Source organism: Leptolyngbya sp. FACHB-541 (assembly GCF_014695875.1).
Lineage (GTDB): Bacteria > Cyanobacteriota > Cyanobacteriia > Elainellales > Elainellaceae > JAAUTN01.
The window spans coordinates 1-21,739 of the sequence record NZ_JACJPC010000061.1 but is presented as its reverse complement, the minus strand read 5'-3'; the positions used below and the strand labels follow the sequence as shown (position 1 = coordinate 21,739).

Here is a 21,739-nt window from a genome sequence, read left to right as displayed (position 1 = left end):
TGAGATTTTGCAATGGAACCGTATATTGTGTTTGCTTTGTTAATCTTGGCGATCGGAATAGTGGGCAGCGTTGTGATTGGTGTCCCCAGCGTCTTGCTGCTAAGAACTGAGCTGAAACAATACAGCGGTTCTCGACGATTTGCCCTCACTGCTTGCTGCGGACTGAGCGGGGTCGCCACACTCTTACTCACTGCATTATGGAGCCTATCTCTGACGCTAAACCTGGCTCATCTAAGTACAGGTCCTTCTGCTGATGAACTTGTTGCCTGGATCAAAGCGTTCATCGGCTTCGGTCTGTCACCGGGGCTAAGTCTGTTCTCAGCAGGACTAACCAGCCTTTGCTGGAGAAGAAGTTGAATTTCACATTAACGGCATAAAAGATTGTTCAATCTGCCGATTTTGCCTCCATTGGTCTTCTCTTTCTCTATTGGAATTGCTATGGCGCTGTTTATTCTGTTCGCTTTGTTAATCGGATTGATTGGCAGCATTGTGATTGGCACACCTGGCATTTTGTTATTAATCACTAAGCTGCAACAACACACTGGATCTCAACGATGCGTTCTTGCTGCTTACTGTGGAATGGGCGCGACTCTTACTCTTTTGCTCACAACATCGTGGAGCCTGTCACAGTTCCGAACTATCACACCTCCAGGCGCTGGAGCCCCCACCCCCGATGATGCTCTTGCCTTACTAAAAGCTTGGATTGGCTTCGGTCTTGCACCAGGTCTGAGCCTTTCCTCAGCAGGATTAACCAGCCTTTGCTGGAGAAGAAAGTGAAGCTTCCGATCCTCTAACAATATTGTTCATTCAGAGTCTAGCTATGAACTCTTCCGCATTGTTCGCCCCTCAAGCTCTAGGTCAACTCCTTGGAGAATTTAATTGGCACAAACCGAAAGCCAAACGGCTATTTGTGGTCTGGTGTTTAATGATCCCGGTTTCGCTGTTTAGCTGGTTGTTCTTAATTGGTATTCCTGCAACCGTTCTCGCAATTCACTTTGCTCGTCGATCGTGGCAGCGATGGCGATCGCCTCAACCTGTTGTCCTACTCTACGAGCATGGTTTGATCGATCAACGCAAATCTGAATCTGTCATAGTGTTCTATACAAATGTGGAAACTCTACTGGTTGCAATCATCCGGTTAGGAGGAATCACAGGCTGTCTATGTACTTTGCAAACCAAAGACGGGCGCAAGCTGCAGTTTGATGAGCATCTCGCGCAGATTAAAGATTTAAGCTACATCTTGCAGGAACAGATGGTACGCGAGCAATTGCCGAATGCGATCGCAACCTACCGCCAAGGATTACCTGTTGATTTCAAGCATCTGGCTGTGACCCCTGATGGACTGGTAATGGGCAAGAAACATTTATCCTGGTACGAGTTTGATTCTGCCACGGTAATTCAATCTCGAACTCGCAAGTATATTCACACCTTTATCGAGATTAAGCAGAAGGGTCAGCAACAATTTTGGGCACGTCTCGATCAAAAGACATTTCCAAACATGGCACTGTTTTTTGCCCTACTCGATCGCATTCAAAACTTAGAAAAGCGCGACGATACTTTTAGTCAGTTTTGAATCATTCGCAAACGAAGAGCATATCGATTGCAGGGGAATCAACAGGAAGCGTGTCTGAACAGGCTTGCTAATAGTGAGTGCTCAACGCGATCGCGCTGCACCTCCCCAAACTCTACTTTTTCTTTTCTATGAGGTAACTACCATGAATCGACGGTTGAAATCTTACAAAACTCTGTTCGTTGGATCGCTCCTCACCACGCTACTGCTGACCTATCCAATCGGCTGGGTGGGAAGCGCGATCGCTCATTCTCTAGACGATTATGCTGCTCAAGTTCCAAATGTTCCTGCATCTACAATTCCACTGTTCGAGGGTTTAGGCAGCTATAGTCATCCGATTTCGACTCGCAATCCGCAAGCTCAGCGTTATTTTGATCAGGGCTTAATTTTGTCCTACGGCTTCAATCATGCTGAAGCGCTGCGATCGTTCCAGCAAGCCGCTCAACTCGATACCAACTGTGCTGTGTGCTACTGGGGCATGGCGTATGTGCTAGGACCAAACATCAATGCGGCGATGGAGGATGAAGCCGTTCCCACTGCTTGGGAAGCAATTCAACAAGCGATCGCCCTCAGTGAGTATGCTAGCCCCAAAGAACGAGCCTACATTGCAGCACTTGCCACCCGTTACACCGCTGAACCCGTCCAAGACCGCACAGCCCTCAATCTTGCCTATGCCAACGCCATGCAGCAAGTGGCGCAGCAGTATCCTGACGACCCTGATGCCGTCACGCTGTTCGCAGAAGCGCTGATGGACACCACCCCCTGGGACTACTGGGAAGCGGACGGCACCCCAAAACCCGAAGGGGCAGAAATCATCGCCACGCTCGAATCGGTGCTGCAACGTCACCCAAATCATCTAGGAGCGCTGCACCTGTACATTCATGCAGTGGAAGCCGAACGTCCAGAACTCGCAGCCCAAGCTGCCGATCGCTTGCGGGATCTCAACATCAACACCGGACATCTGATCCACATGCCAGGTCATATCTACATCCGGGTGGGACGCTACCACGATGCAGTTATTGCTAATCAACTAGCGGCAGCCGCCGATGCCCATTATGCTCACCAGCATGATCCAGAAGGCACTTACCCGGTTGCCTACATGCCCCATAACCATCATTTTCTCTGGTACGCTGCTGTGATGTCAGGTGAGCGAGAGGTGGCACTGCAAGCAGCTCACGACACAGCTTCTCTAGTTGATCAATCCTTAATTCGAGAAGCAGGCTACGGCACCTTACAGCATTACGCCGTGATTCCGCTTTACACCTATGTCAAATTCGGCATGTGGGATGAGATTCTGGTGCAACCTGCTCCAGCTGAAGATTTGGTTTACCCAACCGGGGTTTGGCGCTTTGCTCGTGGTATGGCATACACCGCCAAAGGTCAGCTTCAACAAGCAAGTCAGGAACTCGAGAAACTCAGAACGATCGCTGCCAATCCTGCCCTGGAAGGGGTAACAATTTGGGACATTAATACTACGGCTCATCTACTTAAGATCGGTTCTGAAGTGTTGGCAGGAGAACTCGCTGCGAAGCAGGGCAACTTTGAAGCGGCGATCGCGCATCTGCAACAAGGCATTGAACTCGAAGACAGCCTCAATTACGACGAACCCGCTCCCTGGTATTCCCCGGTGCGGCAAACATTAGGAGCTGTGCTGCTGCAAGCGAATCGTCCTATGCAAGCGGAGCAAGCCTACCACGAAGATCTGGCGACTTATCCAGAAAACGGCTGGTCGCTGTATGGATTGGTGCAAAGTTTACGAGCGCAGGGCAAAGAGCAGGAGGCACAACAGGTACAGTCCCGATTTGAGCAAGCTTGGCGTTATGCAGACATCTCGCTTACAGTTTCACGGTAAGGAAACGATCGGTGTTGGTTGGCTGCTGACCAACACCGACCAAAAGGGTAACTTAAACGCTTAGACAAGCGACAACCACTGGATACTCAAGGAAACAATGATGAGCCAAATTCTGTATATGCTAATTGCTCCAAAAGGAGCAGGAAAAACTTACATTGGAACACTCATCAATCAACGAACAGAAATTCAATTTATTCGGGTTGAACCAATTTGGTTGAGCTTACAGCCTGGAGAAGATGGATGGCAAAAAGTAGAGCAAGTGATTGATGAAACATTCAGAAGCCATTCTAAGGTGATGATCGAAAGCTTGGGTGCTGGCGAAGAATTCAATCGGTTTCGTGCCGCCCTAGAGAAGAAATATGCGCTCAAAATGATTCGAGTTTACGCCGAGATAGAAACCTGCCTTGCACGAGTCAAAAATCGCAGTAATGCTGATCACATTCCAGTTTCTGACGATAAGGTTGAACAGTACAACCAAATAGCAGCGAGGGTTGTGTACGACTGGGATTTGGAAATTAACAACAATAACCCCGCGACCGACGACGAAATTTTAGCAGCGATTCAAACCCTACTTTAGATTTGTAAGATGCATAAAGCGGTTAGCGATAACGTATCATCTTCCACAGCTTAAGCTCTCAAGCAAGAGGAGAATCGCCATGCAAATTCGATTTACAAAACAAGCAGGAAAACAAAACTTGATGGGGTGCATTCGTGACAACGGAACATCCACTCGCTTCAAGATTGCGGATTAACGCTGAACAATGGAATACGCTGCCCATCGGCGAGACATTAGTGGTTCTGTTTAGCCCAAGAGCAATCACAAGATAGGATGATGACCACTGAAACAACCATTACAACTCGTTCCGCATTGGGTGAAAGGATATGAAAGATTGGTACAAAGAAGACCTTGCTTATATTCACGATGCGGGTCACAGTGATTACGCGCTCAAATCTGCTCCGGGTATTCTCGATATCCTGACTCAAAACAATATTCGAGAAGGTTTAGGAGGTCACTTGAGCTGCGGTAGTGGGCGATCGACGTTAGAACTTACGAAAGCTCATTATCAGGTGCTTGGAGTCGATATCTCTGAGTCGATAATTGCACTTACTCAAGCCAGAGTTCCAGATGCTCAGTATCGAGTTGAATCGTTGTGTAAAGTCGATATTCCGTCTTGTAATGCGGTGATTTCAATTGGGGAATGTTTGAATTACTTGTTTGATAAAGATAATACTGACCCAGTACCGACTCAACTTTTCGACCGCATCTATCACGCATTAATTCCAGGAGGCGTTTTCATCTTTGATATTGCAGAACCAGGACAGACAACGCCAGGAAATAAAACACAAAGCTTCAAGGAAGGCAAAGATTGGATCGTGCTGGTTGAGAAAGAAGAGGACCAGCAGTTAATCTTAACTCGTCGCATTATTACTTTCCGAAAAGTAGGAGAACAATACAGGCGAGACGATGAAGTCCATCGTTTACGGCTTTACAAGGTAGCAGAAGTTGCTGAACAACTTCGTCAAGTCGGTTTTCACATTGAAGTGATGCAGAGCTACGGCAAGTATAAACTGCCAAAAGCCCACGCTGCTTTTGTTGCACGTAAATCCATAAGAACTCAGCCGTAATTCATCAAAAGGTATTGGTAAGTTTTTGCACAAATTCTTTATGCTTGAGCGATCGCGCCTGCAAGTCGATACAGAGTAGTGGAAAACACTCGCAGTTGGAGAAACGCTAAAGGTCGAGTTTGAAACGGGAGCGATCGAACTCAAAACTCATAGCTTCTAAACCTGAACTACTACAAACACAGTCGGCAAAACCACTTTAGAACGATGAATGGAGTAAGCAGAATGAAGATTCGCTTGTTTAAAGCACAAGACGCTGAACAAATCGCGCGGTTGTTTCACGACACAGTTCATGCAGTAAATATTCGCGATTACTCAAGTAATCAAGTCAATGCATGGGCACCCGATGATGTTCACTTTAGAAATTGGACAGAGGTATGCTCAAGCCGATTTACTTATGTTGCGGATGACGAAGGTGTCATTGCAGGATTTGGAGAGCTAGAAGTGAGTGGACATATTGACTGCTTCTACTGCCACACGAACTATCAGCGTTGCGGAGTAGGCAAGCAACTCTATCAGGCGATCGAAGCAAAAGCGATTGAGCTAGAGTTGAAGCTTCTATTTGTTGAAGCCAGCATTACTGCAAAGCCATTTTTTGAGCGGATGGGATTTTCAGTTGTTAAAGAGCAGGAAGTTACTCGACGGGGTGAAACATTCATTAATTATGCGATGGAGAAGTTCCTTAACTAACTCCATTGAAAAAATTTGGCTCTCAGTTCTACGCTCAATCAATGGAAGTGATTCGATGAACACAAAATCTCACCGTTCGCTAGGTCGGGCTTTATTTCTCTCTACGCTCGCGACAACAAAGCCTGCTATCCAGTCCGGGAGAAATGCCTGGACGGCGCATGTTCTGCCGCATGGGTCGATCGAAGAACTTGCCCCACAACTTTGGCATGTCACAGGTATCCTGCCCGGCGTTGTGCCACCCCGCGAAATGGTTCTGTATCGCCTACCTGATGCGACGCTTCTCATCCACAGTGCGATCGCTCTCAACGAAGCAGAAATGCAGAAGCTAGAAGCATTAGGAACTCCCGCTATCTTGATTGTTCCCAATCGAATTCATCGCCTGGATGCGGCAGTATATAAACAGCGTTATCCCCAACTGACAATCGTTTGTCCAGCAGCGGCAAAACCGTATGTTGAAGCGGTTGTCGCTGTCGATGGCACAGCTGAGGAAATTTTACCCGCTTACGGAATTGTCTGCCATCAACCTGCGGGAGTTTATGAGCAAGAACTGGTTTATGAGCTTCCCCTATCGGTTGGAAAAGCACTGGTTTTTACGGATATTCTGTTTAACCTAACGCCAGCCTATCTGCAAGCGACGATTCCTGAGCGCGGTTCGCTGTTTGGTTGGTTAGGGGCGAGCGGTTTCTTTGGCATGACTCGATTTGGGCGCTGGTTTTTTCTAGAGGATCGCGCTACCTACCAAGCATGGTTAACCTCATTAGCAGACGGTATTCCTGATCTGCGTGTCATCTCTGTCGCGCACGGTTGCCCGATTACTGACAATTGTGCTCAACATCTGCGGCAGTCCGCCGCTCGCCTACGGTAGCTTGTTGGCGTTCGATTGCCCCACAGTATTAAATGTCAAGCCCCTAAGGCTCTTCCCAGCTTTTGGTGAAAACAGGATCGATCGTTAAATTGTTCAACCTGGATGCTGAGTTTGAAGCTGCTCTAAGAGCCTGAATTAATCCCCAATAATCTCGGATCACCAAAAGATGACATGAACCCTCGTCCATTGTCATCTAATACGTTCCGTCTAATTAATAGTTAGGTGGCTTTGCGCTGTCGGTGGGGTGCAACCCAAAAATTATTTGTCGGTGTTGAGAGTAAAGTTAGTATCTACATATCGGTGAGTAAGAGTAAAGTTTTGTACTGGGATAGCAACAATGTCTGAGCATATCGCAGTTGTGCAATGGCAGCGTAACCAAGCTACGTTCACTGACAACCAATATAGTCGTGAACATATTTGGCAATTTGACGGAGGAGCCGAGATTCTTGCTTCCTCCTCGCCGCATGTTGTTCCTGTGCCATATTCTAATGCTGCCTGTGTTGACCCCGAAGAAGCTTTTATTGCTTCTCTATCAAGCTGTCACATGCTCTGGTTTCTCTCTATTGCAGCAAAAAAGAAGTTTGTCGTTGAGAGCTACACTGATCATGCAATTGGTTTAATGAACAAAAGTGAGGGTGGAAAGCTTGCAATCACAAGAGTTAGCCTTCGTCCACAGGTGATTTTTGCTGGAGACAACTTGCCTACCACCAAGCATGTCGAGGAAATGCATGATGAAGCCCATCATAGTTGTTTTCTCGCAAATTCGGTAAAGACAGAGATTATTGTTGAAGCAGTTGCGACATAACAAGTTGCTGTATCAGAACGTAACTATTAGTTGGCTGAATTCAAGAAATTATCCGCGTTTAAGAATTCTACTATTAGGCGAGAAATACAACGAGGAGAACCCATAAAAGTTTGATTCAAAACAGCGAGAGTAACCCAAATGATTCAGAGTAAAGACAAAGAGGAAACTAACCGTCATAAAGCTCTTATTCAAGAGTTTGTTGATGCAATTAATGAACAAAACTGGAAGAAGCTTGATGAACTAGTTGCCATCGACTTTGTGCGACATAGCTACGCTGCTGGTGAACCTGGAATTTGTGGTCGAGATGAGCTAAAGGAGTTTCTCCATCGTGAACTGGCAACATTTCCTGATGCATTTGAAAGTATCGAAGATATCCTTGCTGAAGGAGATAAAGTAGCAGTTCGGCAGCGATTCCAGGGAACACAACAAGGTTGGATGGGATCGTATCCACCAAGTGGTAGAAAATTGACAGCGAACTATATTGCCATCTATCGGATGCAGGATGGACAAATTGTGGAAGCGTGGGCAGAGTGGGACAATCTGAACGGGCTAAAGCAACTGGGACATTTCAACCCACCTGCCTAACAATCCACTTGGAGCAGACTGACGAAAGATCTTGGTACATGACGAAGGTTGTTTGCAGCCGCTCAAACGAACCGTTAGCAATTAACAACAATGCCGAAAATGAGTCTTAGATAGCAGTGTTTAATTTTCAAGGTGCGGATTGGCTGAGCTTTCAACCGTACTACAAACACTAGCTCGATGGTTCTTTTCGGCAATGTTTCTGCAAGGTGGGATCAAAACGGAGATTGGTCACACCACAACTGAGCTTTCCGGCTGATTCTCTCAGATGCTTCCTTCTCGCTCAAATTGATTGCTGCCTCCTCGGACTGCGGCAATGTTAGCGGGTAGTAATCTCCATCAAAGCAGAAATCGACTCCAACCAGTTCGATCGCCGTTCGTAGCGCCAGTGTGTCATGCATCGGCGGTAGCATAATCATGTTGCACCCGTCGTACTTGCATCTCAGCATAAAGGCAACCTCACGGGCTGCCTCTTGGGTTTCAAGCAATAGTCGCAATGGTCGCATCTCAAGATGTTAACGCATACCCTAACCCTTATCCCCATTCAGCCGGATTCAATGCAGGGTGTAGAACACTTGCTCAGATGCAAAAGGTGAATGAAATGAAGCAGCAAACCTATTGGAGCGCAGGCAAGCCTCAGTAACCGCTTTACTGGGCACTTGGTACATACTTGAGAGCTGCCTGTACTGCTGCGAAGTGTAATTCTACTAGTGGATACCTTAGACACAGCCCTCTCCTAATCCCGCTGTCTCACCCAAATGGGAGAATCATAAAACTCCCCCTCCTGCTCCAATTCAAATTCACCCAACAATACAGCTAGCCAAACTTCCACTTGTGGCATTTCCAGACGTTGGCATAACTGGGCAAAGGAAACGCAATCTGGGAATGTTGCTTGCAGTCCTTGGGCGATCGCCTCTATCCACTGCGACACATTCTCCTCATGAGCGATTGCCAACACTTGCTGCGCTCTCTCCTCTTCAACGATTGCCTCTGCCTCCAGTTGCTCCACCATTGCCAGCACAACCGCCTTGTCAACCGGCGCAACAATCGATCCCTCCTCAGTTCCGCCTGATTTTGCTCGTCTCGTCCGAGGTTTTCGAGCTGGAGTTGGCTCCATTAAGTCACTCAGATCTACCGCCATCGTCTGGCGAACCAAGCCAGTAAAAAATCCTTGCTCCACAATCGGGTCGCGGGATGCCTCCTCCCACTCGTCCATCAACAGACCTGCTCGTGCTGCACACAGCTGAGCAACTTGAAGCAAAGCTTCCCCAGCAAACCGAAGGCGATCGGACTCGGGCAGTTGAGCGGCTGCTACCTCTACTGCATCCAATATCTGTCCTACTCCAACCGTCTCTGGCATCTGCTGCGCCTGTCGCAACTGGGACCAGAGAGCAAGTTCAAGCTGCTCCTCCTTCACAGGTATCCTTCCCCCTGCACAAATTGGAGATGCTCGGCATGGTAGGAGCAGGGACGAATCGGGCACTGGGATACGGAGTGCTGTTCTTCGCGAGCAAACCGCTCAAAGCCACTGCGTCGTCCATTCCCGTAACGTTGGTAAAGGGCATCCAGCAGTTGTCGTGCGTACTCCTTCACTAGACGGGGCGGTAGCCCAAAGGTGTGTTGGGGTTGCGTCATTGCCACCGGTTTCTCTCCGATCCACAGTTCTGCACACATCGCATGAATCACGACCTCATCATTCGGCTCACGCGGTTGGTCTACATAGGTGTGCAGCACGACATAAGCAACTTGGGGAATGGGTACTGTGATCTCCTCGATCGCCATCTTTCGTTGTGCTAATCGGTTACGCCCCTTGCGGTAATAGGAGCGGCGACTGCGGCAGGTTCCCTCGCGCCAACAGCCATCTCCACCCAGCTCGGAGTCATGCAGTTTTCGCGCCTCTCCAGCGGTGAGCAGAGCGCAAGCCCAGCATTTCTCGTTCGTTCGCCGTCCCATGCAGTGCCCTTTGAACTGCTTCAATTATCTACCAGCTACCAGGAATCACAAGAGTAGCGTTATTATTCTGACAATATTCAGGTAGAGATAAGTGCAATTATCTCTACCTAAAACCCACTCAATTTTTGTGCTCCTGATGGCTTCATCCCCTTCTGACCCAGTTTTGCCCATCGTGATCGTGCCGCTGGACGGTGGTAAAAAGGAGGAGCTTCAGCGGGAAGAGCCACCGGATATGCGTCACTGGCAGATTGAGGAGTTTCTGCGGCAGACCGGGAAATCGGAGAATACGGGACGCACTTACCGAGGGCAGCTAGTACGGTTTGCTGCCTGGTGTGACAAGTCTTGGCTTGATGTCACGCCTAGCGACATCGGCAAGTATCGCCGAGAACTAAAGCTCAAGGGGTTGAAGTCCACCTCAATCAATCATGCGCTCAACACGTTGCGATCGTTCTACGGATGGCTCAGGAGGAGTAATGGTTATCCGATGAACAAGCCACTGCCGACGGATGCGATCGATCTGGAGCGGCAGGAGGAACTCCAGGCAAACCATATTGAGGCAGAGGAGCTGAGCCAACTTCGGGAAGCACTGGAACTCGATGAACGGACGCGGGTGCGCGACCGCGCGATTGTAGCTGTGCTCAGTCATGGACTGCGGGCATCAGAAGCCTCTGCCCTAAACGTAGAGCATTGGAACGGCAAGATTCTGAAGGTGCATCGCTCGAAGGGACAGAATGTGAGTGAGGTGCCGCTGGGCCCAGAAGCGAGGCAGCATCTGGAGGCGTATCTGGAGTGGCGACGGCAACGAGGCGAGGAATTTGAGCCACTGCCGGAGAGTCCCATGTTTTTAGCGCAAGACCCGATGAGTTCAGGAAAACGGTTGGGCTACAAGGGCTTGCATAAGATGGTGAAGAGACTAGGGGCGATCTCAGGGGTGGAAGACATCAACCCGCATCGTTTCCGGCACACGTTTGGAACAGAGGCGACACGACGAGGGGTTGATCCCTTGTTTGGCAAGGAGTTGATGGGGATTAAGAGCGATCGCGTGTTTCAACGCTACACGAAGGGAGTATTTAAGCAGGCTGCTGCTGAGGCATATCTGAAGGCGATCGGCGAACAAGGTGAGGAATAGGAGAAGTGCTCAGGCTAGCTCCAGGGCTAAAGATACTGACACGGTAAATGCGAAGCTTCCAACGACGGTCCAGTTGCTTTAACCTTGTCGGGTTTCCCCTTGCCCCTTCCGGGCTTGGATACTTTCGTGGTCTGCATTCCACTGGGTTCATTACTTACTGCCAGTGTGACCGGAGTCAATGACTCTTTTACGGGGGGACAGTGGGACAGATTCCACCGGGAGAGACGGCTCTCCACTCATTTAGGAGGATTAGCTTAATCCTCTAACACTCGACTTTCTACATCGCACCGCTACCTTTACCCCTAAATTACCTTGCAATTGCAATTGATTAGAAAAGAACAAGGGAAAGGAGTTGCACAAAGGAATGGTGTCTCTCAATTAAAAATTCTTGCGGTAGAACCAGAAACCGAGAGGTGAGCAACTCTCTGCTCACTACCATAAACTTGAGATGGATGTTGATGAACTCATGAGACTGGTATGAAGCAATCCTGGATCTCTCAGCGTCGCACGATCGAACTTCCTGGGTTGACGATCGATCGACACCTCTCAGCCCCAAATGAGCTTGATTTTCCTGGATGCAACTATCATTTACTTTGCCTGCTGCTAAGCGATGGCAATCAACAAAAAATAACTCGGATCGGTGAACAGGAATCTGAATCTGATCAACTCAAAGGAGAATTCTGGATTTGCCCGGCTCAGGTAACTGGGCTTTGGGCTTGGAACAGCACAGATGAATCATTGATGTTTGTAATTGACCCGAGCTGGTTGAACCAAATCGCAGAAGAAGCCGGTGAATTGGACTCAAGCCGGGTTGAGTTGCTCAGTACAATCGGTGCTCGCGATTCCCAAATTGAGGCGATCGCTCACCTACTTCAGACAGAACTTGATACTGACAGCATCGGTGAGCAACTTTACGCTGAATCATTGATGCAGGTGTTAATGGTGCATCTACTGCGCCAGTACTGCGCCCTTCAACCGAAAATACAGGACCATGCAGGCAAGCTAACAACCCAGCACCTTCAGCCAGTCTTGGATTACATCCATAGCTATTTAGACCGCCCTCTTCAGCTAGCACAGCTGGCAGGGATTGCAGGTATAAGCCAATATCACTTCTGCCGGGTGTTCAGGCAAGCAACGGGCGTTTCACCCTATCAGTTCGTGCTTCAGCAGCGCATGGAAAAAGCAAAAGAACTGTTGCGACAAAGGAAATGCACAATCGCAGAAATTGCTCTACTGGTTGGCTATACCGATCAAAGCCGGTTTACCAGACACTTCAAGAGATATGTTGGAGCCACGCCAAGTATGTTTTTGAGACAACAGTTGCTCGATCGCTAGAAATCCAGTTGAGTCTGTGCGTTGCTTCAGGTAAACCAGGATAGCAAGAATCATCTAATCGTTGTTCAAATTTGGCAAGAATTGACTATCCTAGGTCAGGCAGTACATTGTATTGTTCTGATGGTTTCTACAGCCTGGTTAGGGGCTTGAGAATTTATTTGCAGATTATGAGAGGAATTAGTCGTATTTTGCTTTCGGTTGTTCTTGTCAGCACTGCTGTCGTTTCTGTAGCGGTGGATTGGAACGCCACTCACGTCTTCAATCCTGAATGGCATCCTCATGCTAAGTTTCATGATGTCGTGATGCTGTGGTTACTCAGTGGCATGAGTATCATGGCGCTGTGGTTATTGTGGAGACGATCGACAGAACCCAATATTGCCTACACAGTAGCAATGCTTGTACCAGTTGTGTTTTGGTCGCCCTTTTTCTTTGTGACGCTAGTGATTCCTGGAACTAGTTTGCAAGCTGACCTTGAAGAAGCACTGCCAATCGTAGCAGGCATTCCTATCTACGCAAATGTGGTGGTTGCAACGGTGAGCGTCGTTTTAGCATTGATTGGCTATGGTTTGTATCGTGCTTCTCGAGCAGAAGCGAGTCGTCTAGAGGAGTGATTGTGATCGCTAACTGTGTATTGCTATCTGCATTCCTATCTACTCACCCAACTTTTGCTCATATTGGGCATGGGAGTTTCCTGACCGCAAATCTAGCACATATGAGCTTATCTCCACCCTTAATGCTAAGCGGAATGGGGATTGCCCTACTGGCTGGAGCTGGACATGCGCTCTCTCCTGGACACGGAAAAACGATGGTGGCAGCTTATCTTGTCGGCTCACGAGGTACTCCTCAACAGGCAATTTTGTTGGGTCTAGTAACAACATTGACTCATACGATCAGCGTCTTTGCATTGGGTATTCTAGCCTTGCTGTTATCCAGATATGTTTTACCGGAGCGGCTGTATCCGTTTCTCAGTTTACTCAGTGGCTTGATGGTTTGTGGCGTTGGCTTCTGGTTACTTGACCGATTTTTGAACCCTATCCCTGACCATCATCATACTCACCATCACTCTATTGACCATACGCATCATTCTTACGATTCTCAGGTCACGTTACAGTCTCTTTTGGCATTAGGAATTGCTGGTGGAATCATTCCTTGCCCATCTGCCCTAGTGTTACTACTGAGTGCAATTGCTCTTCATCAAACAGCATACGGTTTATTATTAGTCTGTGCTTTTAGTTCTGGATTAGCCGTCGTATTAGTTAGCATTGGTTTGATTGTTCTTTATGCTCATCAATGGTTGAAGCAGATTTCATTTGTTCGACCCTTGCAGTTCTACACACCACTAATTAGCGCAATTGCAGTAATTGCTGTGGGAGCTACACTCATAGCTTGTGCTGTAATTTAGAGAAGAGAATGAAAATCGGCATTATTGTTGCTGGCAATATGAGTGCAGCATTAGGTCAAAGTAAGTAGATGAAAAGAAATTGTCAGATCTCGCCACTCAAATTGAGGGTAGAAGCCCTTGCTTGGTAGACTAGCTCCTGCCTTCAACCTCCAGCTAGCTTTCCATAAATTGCTTGCACTGCAGCTCTACTCACACAACTCCACTTGCAATGCACGGCTGACGGTTGGGTCGCAAAAACTTTTTAAGGACAAGCAATCTATATCGTTTGCATTACTTTAAGCAGCAATTCCAAAAATTGCTTCAATAAATTTAGCTTGGGATACACTATTTCTTTGTCGATTTCATTTACTTGTCCTTTCCTAATCATGTTCATCGCTTCTCCATTCAAGGTTCTTCTCGCACTATTAAACGATTTGAACCCCATCATCGGTCTAACGACTCATTTGATGTTTCTATGGTCTTGCTTAATTACAGTACTGTCAACTTAACTCCGATGAGGAGACAAAATACAGAATCCTGCTTAGCTGAAACTTGCCAACTTGCAACCACACTTTAACAACTCCAACTTGGAGCATTGCTTGTTAGAAGCGACTGCGATTGCCACTTATCCCTTACTAAGGATCACGCCTTTGCATGAGGCAGTCAACACAGCGCTACAAACGGTTGGTGAAGTGTTAGACACCGATCGCGTGGTGGTATCAAAAACTTTGATGTCCCTTCGCAACGGCTTCCACGTTAGTAGGTTTTGTATCAGTGGAATGCCCTTTACACCCTATCTCAAATTCTGCATATTAAGACAGCGCAGGGACGTTGGAACGATATTCAGGAGTAGTATGAGCCGTTGAATCAGGGACAAAGTTCAACGTTATAAACTTCACGTAGATGGAGGAGTGCGAACAATGTCTCAAGAACAATTATTACAAGTTAATTTTACGGAAGAAGATGCCGCAACCAGCCTCCTACCCCGACTGCCTTTACTCTCTAGTCACAATTTGGGATGGGCTGGCCTTTGGGTTCAACACCACTATCAACCCGCTTGGGAAATGCCTGAGTATGCCCCTTCGCAACACATGCTGTCGATTCATCATCTAGACCATGCAGCGGAATCAGAGCGGGTACTAGATGGGAAAAAGCAACGTGAACAACTCAATAAAGGAGACATTGCCTTGATTCCAGCAAATGTGTTGCATAAAAAGCTGTGGCGACGGGATTGTGATTTCACTTTGCTCATGCTTGATCCGGATCATGTTGCTCATATTGCTCATGAAACTGTGGATGCCGATCGAGTTGAGATTTTGCCACACTTTGCTAAGTCTGATCCGTTGATCTACCAAATTGGGGTAGCGCTGACATCAGAATTAGCGTCAGAGCAACCCTCTACTCGTCTCTACATTGATTCATTAACTACTGCATTAGCAGCCCACTTAATCAGGCACTATTCTACAACTCAACCCAAGATTCCAACCATTGCAGATGGTCTATCAAACTACGCCCTAGAGAAAGCAATCGACTATATTCATGCTTATCTGGATCAGGAGATCACGCTTCCCAAACTTGCTGAAGTGGTCGGCATGAGTCAGTATTATTTTTGCCGCTTGTTTAAGCAGTCAACAGGAATTTCGCCCCACCAGTATTTACTTCAGCAACGAGTTGAGCGAGCCAAGCAGTTATTGCAGCAGCGCAAGTTTTCCATTGCCGATATTGCCTTGCAATGCGGTTTCTCCAACCAAAGTCATCTCAATCGCCACTTCAAGCGCATTGTCGGTGTAACTCCTTTTACGTTTCTCAAGCAATAGTAGAAACAATTGCAAGAACGTGTTAAAAAGAGCAGAAACATTGTATCAGACAGGCATTAAATTAGTGATACTTGCCGTATCATTTCCCCTTGAGCGCAGAGGATGCGCAAATGTTACCTCCATTAATCGATCCAACGCAAGAAGAGGCTCTTTTGCAGATCGTGCCTTGTCCACCTGTAAGTACTAGTGATCACCTGAATTGGACAGGGATTCAAGTACAGCACCATCAACCACCTGTTTGGGAAAACCGTGAACATTCAATGACACAACATTGTGTGGTGGTGCATCACTCCAGTCAGACTGTTCAAGGAGAGCGAATAATCAATGGGCGCAAGCAGGAGGAGCAACTTGATGATGGGCAAGTGGTCATTCTTCCGGCAACAGCCCCACACAAAATGTGCTGGAATGGGCAGGGTGATTTTACTGTCCTCATGTTAGACCCGCCTCATTTAGCTCGCACTGCCTACGAATCGGTGGATGGCGATCGCTTTGAGATGATTCCGCAATTTGCCATGTTTGATCCACTTATTTATCAGATTGGCTTAGCTCTAAAGTCAGAAGTAGAATTGGGTGCTAACAACCGTCTTTATGCAGAGTCATTAGCAACGCTGTTATCAGCCCATCTATTACAACGCTACTCGGTTTGGAAACAGATCCTTCCGTCTAATCAAAAGGGTTTACCCAAGCACCAACTCCGTTTAATTCTCGACTTCATCGATACGCATTTAACAGAAGAACTATCGCTAGAAACGTTAACGGCGACCGTGCAGATGAGCCTATTTCACTTCATTCGCCTGTTCAAACAGTCCACTGGTTTGACTCCTCATCAATATGTGCAGCGTCGAAGAGTTGAAATGGCAAAGAAATTATTGAATCAACAAAATCTGACAGTGTTAAATATTTCAAAACAAATTGGTTTTCAAAGTTCTAGTCACTTTTCAAACATTTTTCGCAAGTATACAGGTGTCACACCTACGAGTTATCGCAAGTATTAGGAAATTCATAATTTAAATATAGGAGCAATAAATAAAAATATACTCGTTGTATTGAACGATTAATTGGGTGGCTTTGATACTGAAGTCATCCGTCTTGCGCTTTTGGAGCTTCTTTGAAAGACAAAGCAGAAACGTACCAGAAATCGCAAAAATGTAGCATATTCCAATCGGCAGAACTCATATCGTAACTGTAGATTTGATGATTACAAGCCTTCATTCTTCGGAATCACAGTTTGCGTGAGTAGGAATACAAAACGCACTGGATATGGACGTTCATCTCTTGAAATTGGAGAAATTTTCATGGCTACACAGCCTTTGGCTTTGCCCGATGTAAAGACAACCTGGTCTACGATCGATGCGAGCACGTATGGACCGTATCTAGAAACTCTGCAAATGCGGCTGCTGCTGCGTCTGTGGCACGAGGATGCACTCAAACAAGAGTTTCTCAGTAATCCGAAAGCAGTGCTGGAGCGGGAATGTCACCTTAAACTTCCGGCTGAAACTCAGGTAAAAGTGCTGGAAGACAATGCCAGCCTATTTCACTTCATACTGCCTGAAAACCCGCCTGAGGAGGAATTTGCCTATCGCTTTCAACAAATTGCTGACTGGTGGATGATGGCACACTCATTACTTTGGTGGCAAATGCGAAACGGGGCTGATTTGGAAACTCTCGATCACTTCCGTCAGGGAGTTCACGTCCTGATTATTGGGCGGTCTTGGAAAGACCCGCAGTTTATACCAGAGATGCAGCAAGATGCGAAAGCACGACTGGCGAAAGAGCTTGGAGCGACATTCCCTGATCATTTCAATGTCGTTGCACCTGTCGATACGCCCACTCTGAAGCACTTTGTCATTCCCAAGCGTCCCCAAGATGAACACTTGCTTGAGAACTCAGAGCATATTGCCGGATGGTTTGCCGCCGCTCATTCGTTTTGGTGGTGGTTGAATTGCCCTCGCTTACTCACTCCATTGCCTGAAAAGCTAGAGGACAAGATTTACGCCTAACAGCAGCAGGAAACCGACGAGGGATGCGTTACACATCCTAAGCAATCATCTGCTACTGATTCAGTATAAAAGAGCGAATCGCAAAGAACAGTGCTATTGAGGCAGAATTGCCATGACTGTAGATATCAGCATCAAACTCAACGAGTCTATTGAACAAAATAACTCACTCTGCGATTTTCATAAAGCAGAACCGCATTCGAGCCGTCCTCAGCGTATACCAATTCCTCCCGGTCAGCTTTTGATCAATGGGCAATGGCGCGACGCTGAAACGGGAGAAACAATGCCCACCCATGATCCAACCACAGAGTTGGAAATCACACGGGTTGCCAAAGGGGGTGTGGCAGATGCAGATGCAGCCGTGAATGCCGCATTTGATGCGTTTGAAAGCGGTCCCTGGGAACGGATGCATCACGAAGAGCGGGCCAAAATCATGTTCCGCATTGCTGACCTGATGGATGCTCACGCCGAGGAATTTGCGGTGCGTGAAGCAATGGATATGGGAATGCCCTATACAGATTTCATTACCACCGTCATGCCCCATTGCTCGGGACTGTTTCGCTTCTTCGGTGGGTTAGCGATGAGCGCTATGAACGGCAGCTATCGCACTTCCTACGAGTCTGACATCCGTATGCTAACTCGACGCGAACCTTTGGGAGTAGTTGCCGCCATCACACCGTTCAACTTTCCTCTGGCTTTGTCGGTCAGCAAGATTGCACCGGGGTTGGCTGCCGGAAATACTTTCGTTCACAAGCCTGCCTCCGATACCCCATTAAGTGCGCTACTGTTGGGACAAATTATGTTAGAAGCAGATGTGCCAGAGGGCGTTTATAACCTTGTCACAGGTCCTGGCGGTTCTCTAGGCGATGCGCTAGTGAAAAACCCCAAGGTGGATAAGGTTGCTTTTACGGGTTCAACAGGTGTTGGTCAGGCGATCATCAGAAATGGAGCAGACACTCTCAAGCACTTGACAATGGAACTGGGTGGAAAATCGCCGAATATTATCTTTGCGGATGCAGATATTGACCAAGCGGTAGAGGCAGCCTTTTGGGGCATTTTCTGGAATAAAGGCGAGGTTTGTGTTGCCGGTTCACGGCTTTTGGTCGAGCGAGCGATTTATGACGAAGTAGTTGAAAAGCTGGCGAACAAGGCAAATGCAGCAATCCTTGGTGATCCACTTGCTCCAGCGACTCAGGTTGGACCGATCGCCAGCTCCAGTGAATACAAGAAGGTTTGGTCATATGTGGAAGCAGGCAAGCAGTCTGCGGCTCGACTGGTTGCTGGTGGCAACACGCGCAAGGTGAACGGCAAAGGACTGTTTATTGAACCAACGCTATTTGCTGACGCCACCAATGACATGAAGATCAGTCAGGAAGAAATCTTTGGTCCAGTATTGCCTATCATCCCATTTGACGGCGAAGAGGAAGCCATTCGCATCGCCAACGACACACCCTATGGACTAGCTTCCGGCATCCAAACTGGAGATTTAGGTCGGGCGCTGCGCCTCGCTGACAAGATTAAGGCAGGTACGGTGTGGATTAACACCTGGCACAAATATCATCCCAACGCACCCTTTGGTGGCTTCAAGATGTCTGGGTATGGGCGAGAGCAGGGAGCAGAAGCCCTTGAGAGCTATACGCAATACAAGACGGTTTGGGCAAATCTAGCTTGAAGTATGACATTGCCATAACTGATCGCTATCTAACTCACATCTAATTCATAAGGAGAGGATGCAATGACTATCAAACTGAAGCCGATTCACGATCAAGTCGTGGTTATATTTGGTGCATCCAGCGGGATGGGGCGTGCAACAGCTAAACTGTTGGGCGCAAAAGGCGCAAAGGTCGTCGCTGCTGCACGCGGGGCGGAAGGACTGACATCGCTGAAAGCAGAGATAGAAGCAGAAGGCGGAACTTGTGTGACGCAAGTCGCAGATGTCAGCGCCTTTGAGCAAGTCAAGGATGTAGCAGACTTGGCGGTCGAGCGATTTGAGCGCATTGATACCTGGGTCGGTGTAGCTGGGGTCTGGGCAACTGCCAGTTTTGAAGAGACGAAACCGGAAGAACTCTACCGCATCATCCAGGTTAATCTGTTTGGTCAAGCGCATGGACTGTGGGCAGCACTGCCGCACCTGAAGCGAAATATTGCACGCGGCGAACCGGGTGGCGCAATCATCTGTTTTTCCTCGGTGCTTGGACAGTTGGGACATCCGATGACTTCTGCCTATTGTGCCTCCAAGCATGGACTAAACGGCATGATTGATGCGTTGCGGATTGAACTGCAACAGCAAAACGTCCCCATCAGCCTCACTACCATCATGCCCTTTGGCACCAACACTCCCATCTATGATACGGGTCTTTCAAGGATTGGCTTTACGCCCCGCCCCGCTCCGCCCATTGTTCAACCTGAGGTAGTTGCTGAGGCGGTTGTCTACGCTGCAGAACATCCGGTGCGTCAGGTGTATGGTAGCGGGATTGCCAAGGCACTGGTCATGGTAAATCAACTTGTACCAGAGTTAATGGATGACTTTATGGCAGTCAACCTGACCCCTGAAAAGCAGAAGTCGAAAAAGCAAATTGCCGCCAGCGAACCGAATGGGCTCTACGTCCCAGTTGCAGATTGGCGCGTTCATGGCGATTTTGATGATGAATCGATCGAGCGATCGCCCTATGTTCTGCTGCAAACGGGACAAGACGTAAGCGATGGTATATCAGAAATTGAGGGTACCTTGAACAGCGTGCTGACCTCAGACGGTGCCAAAGTGCGAGGCATTGATAGTGACGCTGTGTTGCCAGTCCTCCGTGACTTGGCTATGGGTCAAGCTCACCGTTGGATTAAACCTACAGTGGGTGCCGCTCAGCCTTAACTGCCTCTAGCTTTGCTGCAATTTCACTAGAAACCACTGCTCAACAAGAACGTTTAACGCTCCAACATTCAAGGAGGATTACCATGACGGAACAGCCTAAAATTGCAGTTGTCACAGGTAGTAATCGAGGATTGGGGTACGCGATTGCCCGTAAACTAGGGCAAAAACCAGACATCAAAGTGATCATCACAAGCCGTCGAGAGACAGAAGGATTAGCTGCTAAAGACCAATTGGTAGCTGAGGGAATACAGGCAGACTATCACACGCTAGATGTCACGGATGCTCAAAGTATTCAACAGTTTGTTGAGTGGTTAAGAAACACCTACGGCAAAGTTGACATTCTAGTGAACAACGCGGGAGTGAATTCATCGGGACATGTAGAAGAAGCAAGTTTGCTCACTGCTCAGACAGAAACTGTACTCTCTACTTTCACCACCAATGTTGTAGCCGTCATTCAACTCTGCCAAGCTCTAATTCCATTCATGAAACAGCAGAATTACGGTCGAATTGTCAATGTTACAACGGAGATGGCATCGCTCAGTTTGATAGGTGAAGACAGTTACCCAATCGTTCCCTCATACCGAATTTCTAAGGTGGGGCTCAATGCGGTGACTGCTATCCTTGCCAAAGAGCTTCAAGCGACAAATGTTCTAATCAATACCTATTCCCCTGGTTGGCTAAAGACAGACATGGGAGGCGCTAATGCCCTATTTACCGCTGAGGAGGGAGCCGAGACAGCCGTATATTTAGCAACTCTACCGGATGGAGGTTCGCAGGGCAAGTTCTTTGCTGAAATGCGGAGGTTCGGTACGCCAATTCAACTACCGTGGTAATATTAGCCGACGGCAGCCCCACTCGTCTGCGCCAGAGTTATGAGGCAAGTTTACAATGGCTCAAGCAAGAGCAGATTGATTTGTATCAACTCACCGTCCTGATCCCTATGTCCCGTTTAGAGACTCCGTTGGCATGTTGGCAACTCTGCAACAGGGAGGTAAGATTCGCTATGTTGATTTGTCAAATGTGACGATTACTGCGGAATATCAAGGTAAAATCGTCCAGTATGCTCACAATCAAATTTCTTGGTGAAGACTGCAATTCTCACTCCATTTCAAGAAAAACTGGTTGTGTCGCAAAAACCAGTTAGTGGTGAGGTAGGTCAGCCGGTTGTGTCGCAAAAATCGGTCAATGGTAAGGTGGGATAGCTTAAACTCTTGCACCTGATTTTCTATGTCTACTTCATCCCTGTTTAAGTGGCGGCACTTTTTGCCCGACAT

General features: G+C 47.7%; 24 protein-coding genes and 1 pseudogene. 20 read left to right on the top strand and 5 right to left on the bottom strand.

Features of this window, described 5'->3' with window-relative positions; genetic code table 11:
- The first annotated feature begins 12 nt into the window (after positions 1–12).
- The 10 genes from H6G00_RS13355 to H6G00_RS13310 all read left to right on the top strand — a co-directional run bounded on the left by H6G00_RS13355 (position 13) and on the right by H6G00_RS13310 (position 7,990).
- Positions 13–357 (top strand): hypothetical protein, encoded by a 345-nt coding sequence (locus tag H6G00_RS13355; protein WP_190797108.1) that lies wholly within the window; start codon positions 13–15, stop codon positions 355–357.
- A gap of 81 nt (positions 358–438) precedes the next feature.
- A complete protein-coding gene (locus H6G00_RS13350) occupies positions 439–777 on the top strand; it encodes a hypothetical protein (RefSeq protein WP_190797107.1) in 339 nt (112 codons plus the stop codon).
- 43 nt (positions 778–820) lie between these two features.
- Positions 821–1,573 carry a DUF6585 family protein gene (locus H6G00_RS13345; protein WP_190797106.1) on the top strand — a complete coding sequence of 251 codons (753 nt, stop codon included), beginning with the start codon at positions 821–823 and terminating at the stop codon, positions 1,571–1,573.
- Positions 1,574–1,715: 142 nt separating this feature from the next.
- A complete protein-coding gene (locus H6G00_RS13340; RefSeq protein WP_190797105.1) occupies positions 1,716–3,422 on the top strand; it encodes a hypothetical protein in 1,707 nt (568 codons plus the stop codon).
- A 100-nt stretch (positions 3,423–3,522) separates the two neighbouring features.
- Entirely contained in the window at positions 3,523–3,999 is a 477-nt protein-coding gene (locus H6G00_RS13335) for a shikimate kinase (RefSeq protein ID WP_190797104.1), read from the top strand.
- A gap of 305 nt (positions 4,000–4,304) precedes the next feature.
- The gene (locus tag H6G00_RS13330) at positions 4,305–5,048 is read left to right on the top strand and encodes a class I SAM-dependent methyltransferase (RefSeq protein WP_190797103.1); all 744 of its coding nucleotides are present in this window, start codon (positions 4,305–4,307) and stop codon (positions 5,046–5,048) included.
- 222 nt (positions 5,049–5,270) lie between these two features.
- Positions 5,271–5,735 (top strand): GNAT family N-acetyltransferase, encoded by a 465-nt coding sequence (locus H6G00_RS13325; RefSeq protein ID WP_190797102.1) that lies wholly within the window; start codon positions 5,271–5,273, stop codon positions 5,733–5,735.
- A gap of 55 nt (positions 5,736–5,790) precedes the next feature.
- Complete coding sequence (locus H6G00_RS13320) at positions 5,791–6,600, top strand: hypothetical protein (protein WP_190797101.1); 810 nt, start codon at positions 5,791–5,793, stop codon at positions 6,598–6,600.
- 337 nt (positions 6,601–6,937) lie between these two features.
- A complete protein-coding gene (locus H6G00_RS13315; protein ID WP_190797100.1) occupies positions 6,938–7,405 on the top strand; it encodes an OsmC family protein in 468 nt (155 codons plus the stop codon).
- Positions 7,406–7,543: 138 nt separating this feature from the next.
- Positions 7,544–7,990, top strand: a complete 447-nt coding sequence (locus H6G00_RS13310) for an ester cyclase (RefSeq protein ID WP_190797099.1) — start codon at positions 7,544–7,546, stop codon at positions 7,988–7,990.
- Between the two features lie 212 nt (positions 7,991–8,202).
- Here the strand turns inward: H6G00_RS13310 and H6G00_RS13305 are convergent, their stop codons facing one another.
- The 3 genes from H6G00_RS13305 to H6G00_RS13295 form a co-directional block, all read right to left on the bottom strand.
- Positions 8,203–8,484, bottom strand: a complete 282-nt coding sequence (locus tag H6G00_RS13305) for a hypothetical protein (RefSeq protein WP_190797098.1) — start codon at positions 8,482–8,484, stop codon at positions 8,203–8,205.
- A 239-nt stretch (positions 8,485–8,723) separates the two neighbouring features.
- A complete protein-coding gene (locus H6G00_RS13300; protein WP_190797097.1) occupies positions 8,724–9,404 on the bottom strand; it encodes a hypothetical protein in 681 nt (226 codons plus the stop codon).
- A complete protein-coding gene (locus H6G00_RS13295; protein WP_190797096.1) occupies positions 9,401–9,940 on the bottom strand; it encodes a hypothetical protein in 540 nt (179 codons plus the stop codon). Before H6G00_RS13295 ends, H6G00_RS13300 begins: the two co-directional genes overlap by 4 nt.
- 136 nt (positions 9,941–10,076) lie before the next feature.
- On the opposite strand from H6G00_RS13295, the gene H6G00_RS13290 reads away from it, so the two are divergent.
- The 4 genes from H6G00_RS13290 (at position 10,077) to H6G00_RS13275 (ending at position 13,806) form a co-directional block, all read left to right on the top strand.
- On the top strand, positions 10,077–11,069 hold the full coding sequence (locus H6G00_RS13290) for a tyrosine-type recombinase/integrase (protein WP_190797095.1): 993 nt from the start codon (positions 10,077–10,079) through the stop codon (positions 11,067–11,069).
- 477 nt (positions 11,070–11,546) lie between these two features.
- The gene (locus H6G00_RS13285) at positions 11,547–12,404 is read left to right on the top strand and encodes an AraC family transcriptional regulator (protein WP_190797094.1); all 858 of its coding nucleotides are present in this window, start codon (positions 11,547–11,549) and stop codon (positions 12,402–12,404) included.
- A 167-nt stretch (positions 12,405–12,571) separates the two neighbouring features.
- Positions 12,572–13,015: a DUF6640 family protein gene (locus tag H6G00_RS13280; protein WP_190646946.1), complete on the top strand. Its 444-nt coding sequence runs from the start codon at positions 12,572–12,574 to the stop codon at positions 13,013–13,015.
- 134 nt (positions 13,016–13,149) lie between these two features.
- Complete coding sequence (locus H6G00_RS13275) at positions 13,150–13,806, top strand: sulfite exporter TauE/SafE family protein (protein ID WP_199318470.1); 657 nt, start codon at positions 13,150–13,152, stop codon at positions 13,804–13,806.
- Between the two features lie 275 nt (positions 13,807–14,081).
- Here H6G00_RS13275 and H6G00_RS35340 read toward each other — a convergent pair.
- A pseudogene (locus tag H6G00_RS35340) lies at positions 14,082–14,284 on the bottom strand (DDE-type integrase/transposase/recombinase); the annotation flags it as partial.
- A gap of 421 nt (positions 14,285–14,705) precedes the next feature.
- On the opposite strand from H6G00_RS35340, the gene H6G00_RS13270 reads away from it, so the two are divergent.
- The 6 genes from H6G00_RS13270 to H6G00_RS13245 all read left to right on the top strand — a co-directional run bounded on the left by H6G00_RS13270 (position 14,706) and on the right by H6G00_RS13245 (position 21,298).
- Complete coding sequence (locus H6G00_RS13270) at positions 14,706–15,602, top strand: AraC family transcriptional regulator (RefSeq protein WP_190646948.1); 897 nt, start codon at positions 14,706–14,708, stop codon at positions 15,600–15,602.
- A 110-nt stretch (positions 15,603–15,712) separates the two neighbouring features.
- A complete protein-coding gene (locus tag H6G00_RS13265; protein ID WP_190797093.1) occupies positions 15,713–16,597 on the top strand; it encodes an AraC family transcriptional regulator in 885 nt (294 codons plus the stop codon).
- Between the two features lie 300 nt (positions 16,598–16,897).
- Positions 16,898–17,602, top strand: coding sequence for an NHLP leader peptide family RiPP precursor (locus tag H6G00_RS13260; RefSeq protein WP_190797092.1), 705 nt, complete (start codon positions 16,898–16,900; stop codon positions 17,600–17,602).
- Positions 17,603–17,714: 112 nt separating this feature from the next.
- Complete coding sequence (locus H6G00_RS13255; protein ID WP_190797091.1) at positions 17,715–19,271, top strand: aldehyde dehydrogenase family protein; 1,557 nt, start codon at positions 17,715–17,717, stop codon at positions 19,269–19,271.
- 63 nt (positions 19,272–19,334) lie between these two features.
- Positions 19,335–20,465: an SDR family oxidoreductase gene (locus tag H6G00_RS13250; RefSeq protein ID WP_190646954.1), complete on the top strand. Its 1,131-nt coding sequence runs from the start codon at positions 19,335–19,337 to the stop codon at positions 20,463–20,465.
- Positions 20,466–20,548: 83 nt separating this feature from the next.
- A complete protein-coding gene (locus tag H6G00_RS13245) occupies positions 20,549–21,298 on the top strand; it encodes an SDR family oxidoreductase (protein ID WP_190797090.1) in 750 nt (249 codons plus the stop codon).
- Between the two features lie 237 nt (positions 21,299–21,535).
- Here H6G00_RS13245 and H6G00_RS34990 read toward each other — a convergent pair.
- The coding region (locus H6G00_RS34990; protein WP_206757011.1) for a hypothetical protein at positions 21,536–21,739 on the bottom strand (204 nt) is incomplete at its 5' end.

Coding starts and splice junctions, on each gene's coding strand:
- H6G00_RS13250 (WP_190646954.1), top strand. CDS start 19,335: ATGACTATCAAACTGAAGCCGATTCACGATCAAGTCGTGGTTATATTT.
- H6G00_RS13285 (WP_190797094.1), top strand. CDS start 11,547: ATGAAGCAATCCTGGATCTCTCAGCGTCGCACGATCGAACTTCCTGGG.
- H6G00_RS13275 (WP_199318470.1), top strand. CDS start 13,150: ATGGGGATTGCCCTACTGGCTGGAGCTGGACATGCGCTCTCTCCTGGA.
- H6G00_RS13260 (WP_190797092.1), top strand. CDS start 16,898: ATGGCTACACAGCCTTTGGCTTTGCCCGATGTAAAGACAACCTGGTCT.
- H6G00_RS13340 (WP_190797105.1), top strand. CDS start 1,716: ATGAATCGACGGTTGAAATCTTACAAAACTCTGTTCGTTGGATCGCTC.
- H6G00_RS13310 (WP_190797099.1), top strand. CDS start 7,544: ATGATTCAGAGTAAAGACAAAGAGGAAACTAACCGTCATAAAGCTCTT.
- H6G00_RS13280 (WP_190646946.1), top strand. CDS start 12,572: ATGAGAGGAATTAGTCGTATTTTGCTTTCGGTTGTTCTTGTCAGCACT.
- H6G00_RS13290 (WP_190797095.1), top strand. CDS start 10,077: ATGGCTTCATCCCCTTCTGACCCAGTTTTGCCCATCGTGATCGTGCCG.
- H6G00_RS13255 (WP_190797091.1), top strand. CDS start 17,715: ATGACTGTAGATATCAGCATCAAACTCAACGAGTCTATTGAACAAAAT.
- H6G00_RS13330 (WP_190797103.1), top strand. CDS start 4,305: ATGAAAGATTGGTACAAAGAAGACCTTGCTTATATTCACGATGCGGGT.
- H6G00_RS13320 (WP_190797101.1), top strand. CDS start 5,791: ATGAACACAAAATCTCACCGTTCGCTAGGTCGGGCTTTATTTCTCTCT.
- H6G00_RS13245 (WP_190797090.1), top strand. CDS start 20,549: ATGACGGAACAGCCTAAAATTGCAGTTGTCACAGGTAGTAATCGAGGA.
- H6G00_RS13335 (WP_190797104.1), top strand. CDS start 3,523: ATGAGCCAAATTCTGTATATGCTAATTGCTCCAAAAGGAGCAGGAAAA.
- H6G00_RS13350 (WP_190797107.1), top strand. CDS start 439: ATGGCGCTGTTTATTCTGTTCGCTTTGTTAATCGGATTGATTGGCAGC.
- H6G00_RS13315 (WP_190797100.1), top strand. CDS start 6,938: ATGTCTGAGCATATCGCAGTTGTGCAATGGCAGCGTAACCAAGCTACG.
- H6G00_RS13270 (WP_190646948.1), top strand. CDS start 14,706: ATGTCTCAAGAACAATTATTACAAGTTAATTTTACGGAAGAAGATGCC.
- H6G00_RS13325 (WP_190797102.1), top strand. CDS start 5,271: ATGAAGATTCGCTTGTTTAAAGCACAAGACGCTGAACAAATCGCGCGG.
- H6G00_RS13265 (WP_190797093.1), top strand. CDS start 15,713: ATGTTACCTCCATTAATCGATCCAACGCAAGAAGAGGCTCTTTTGCAG.
- H6G00_RS13345 (WP_190797106.1), top strand. CDS start 821: ATGAACTCTTCCGCATTGTTCGCCCCTCAAGCTCTAGGTCAACTCCTT.
- H6G00_RS13355 (WP_190797108.1), top strand. CDS start 13: ATGGAACCGTATATTGTGTTTGCTTTGTTAATCTTGGCGATCGGAATA.
- H6G00_RS13295 (WP_190797096.1), bottom strand. CDS start 9,940: ATGGGACGGCGAACGAACGAGAAATGCTGGGCTTGCGCTCTGCTCACC.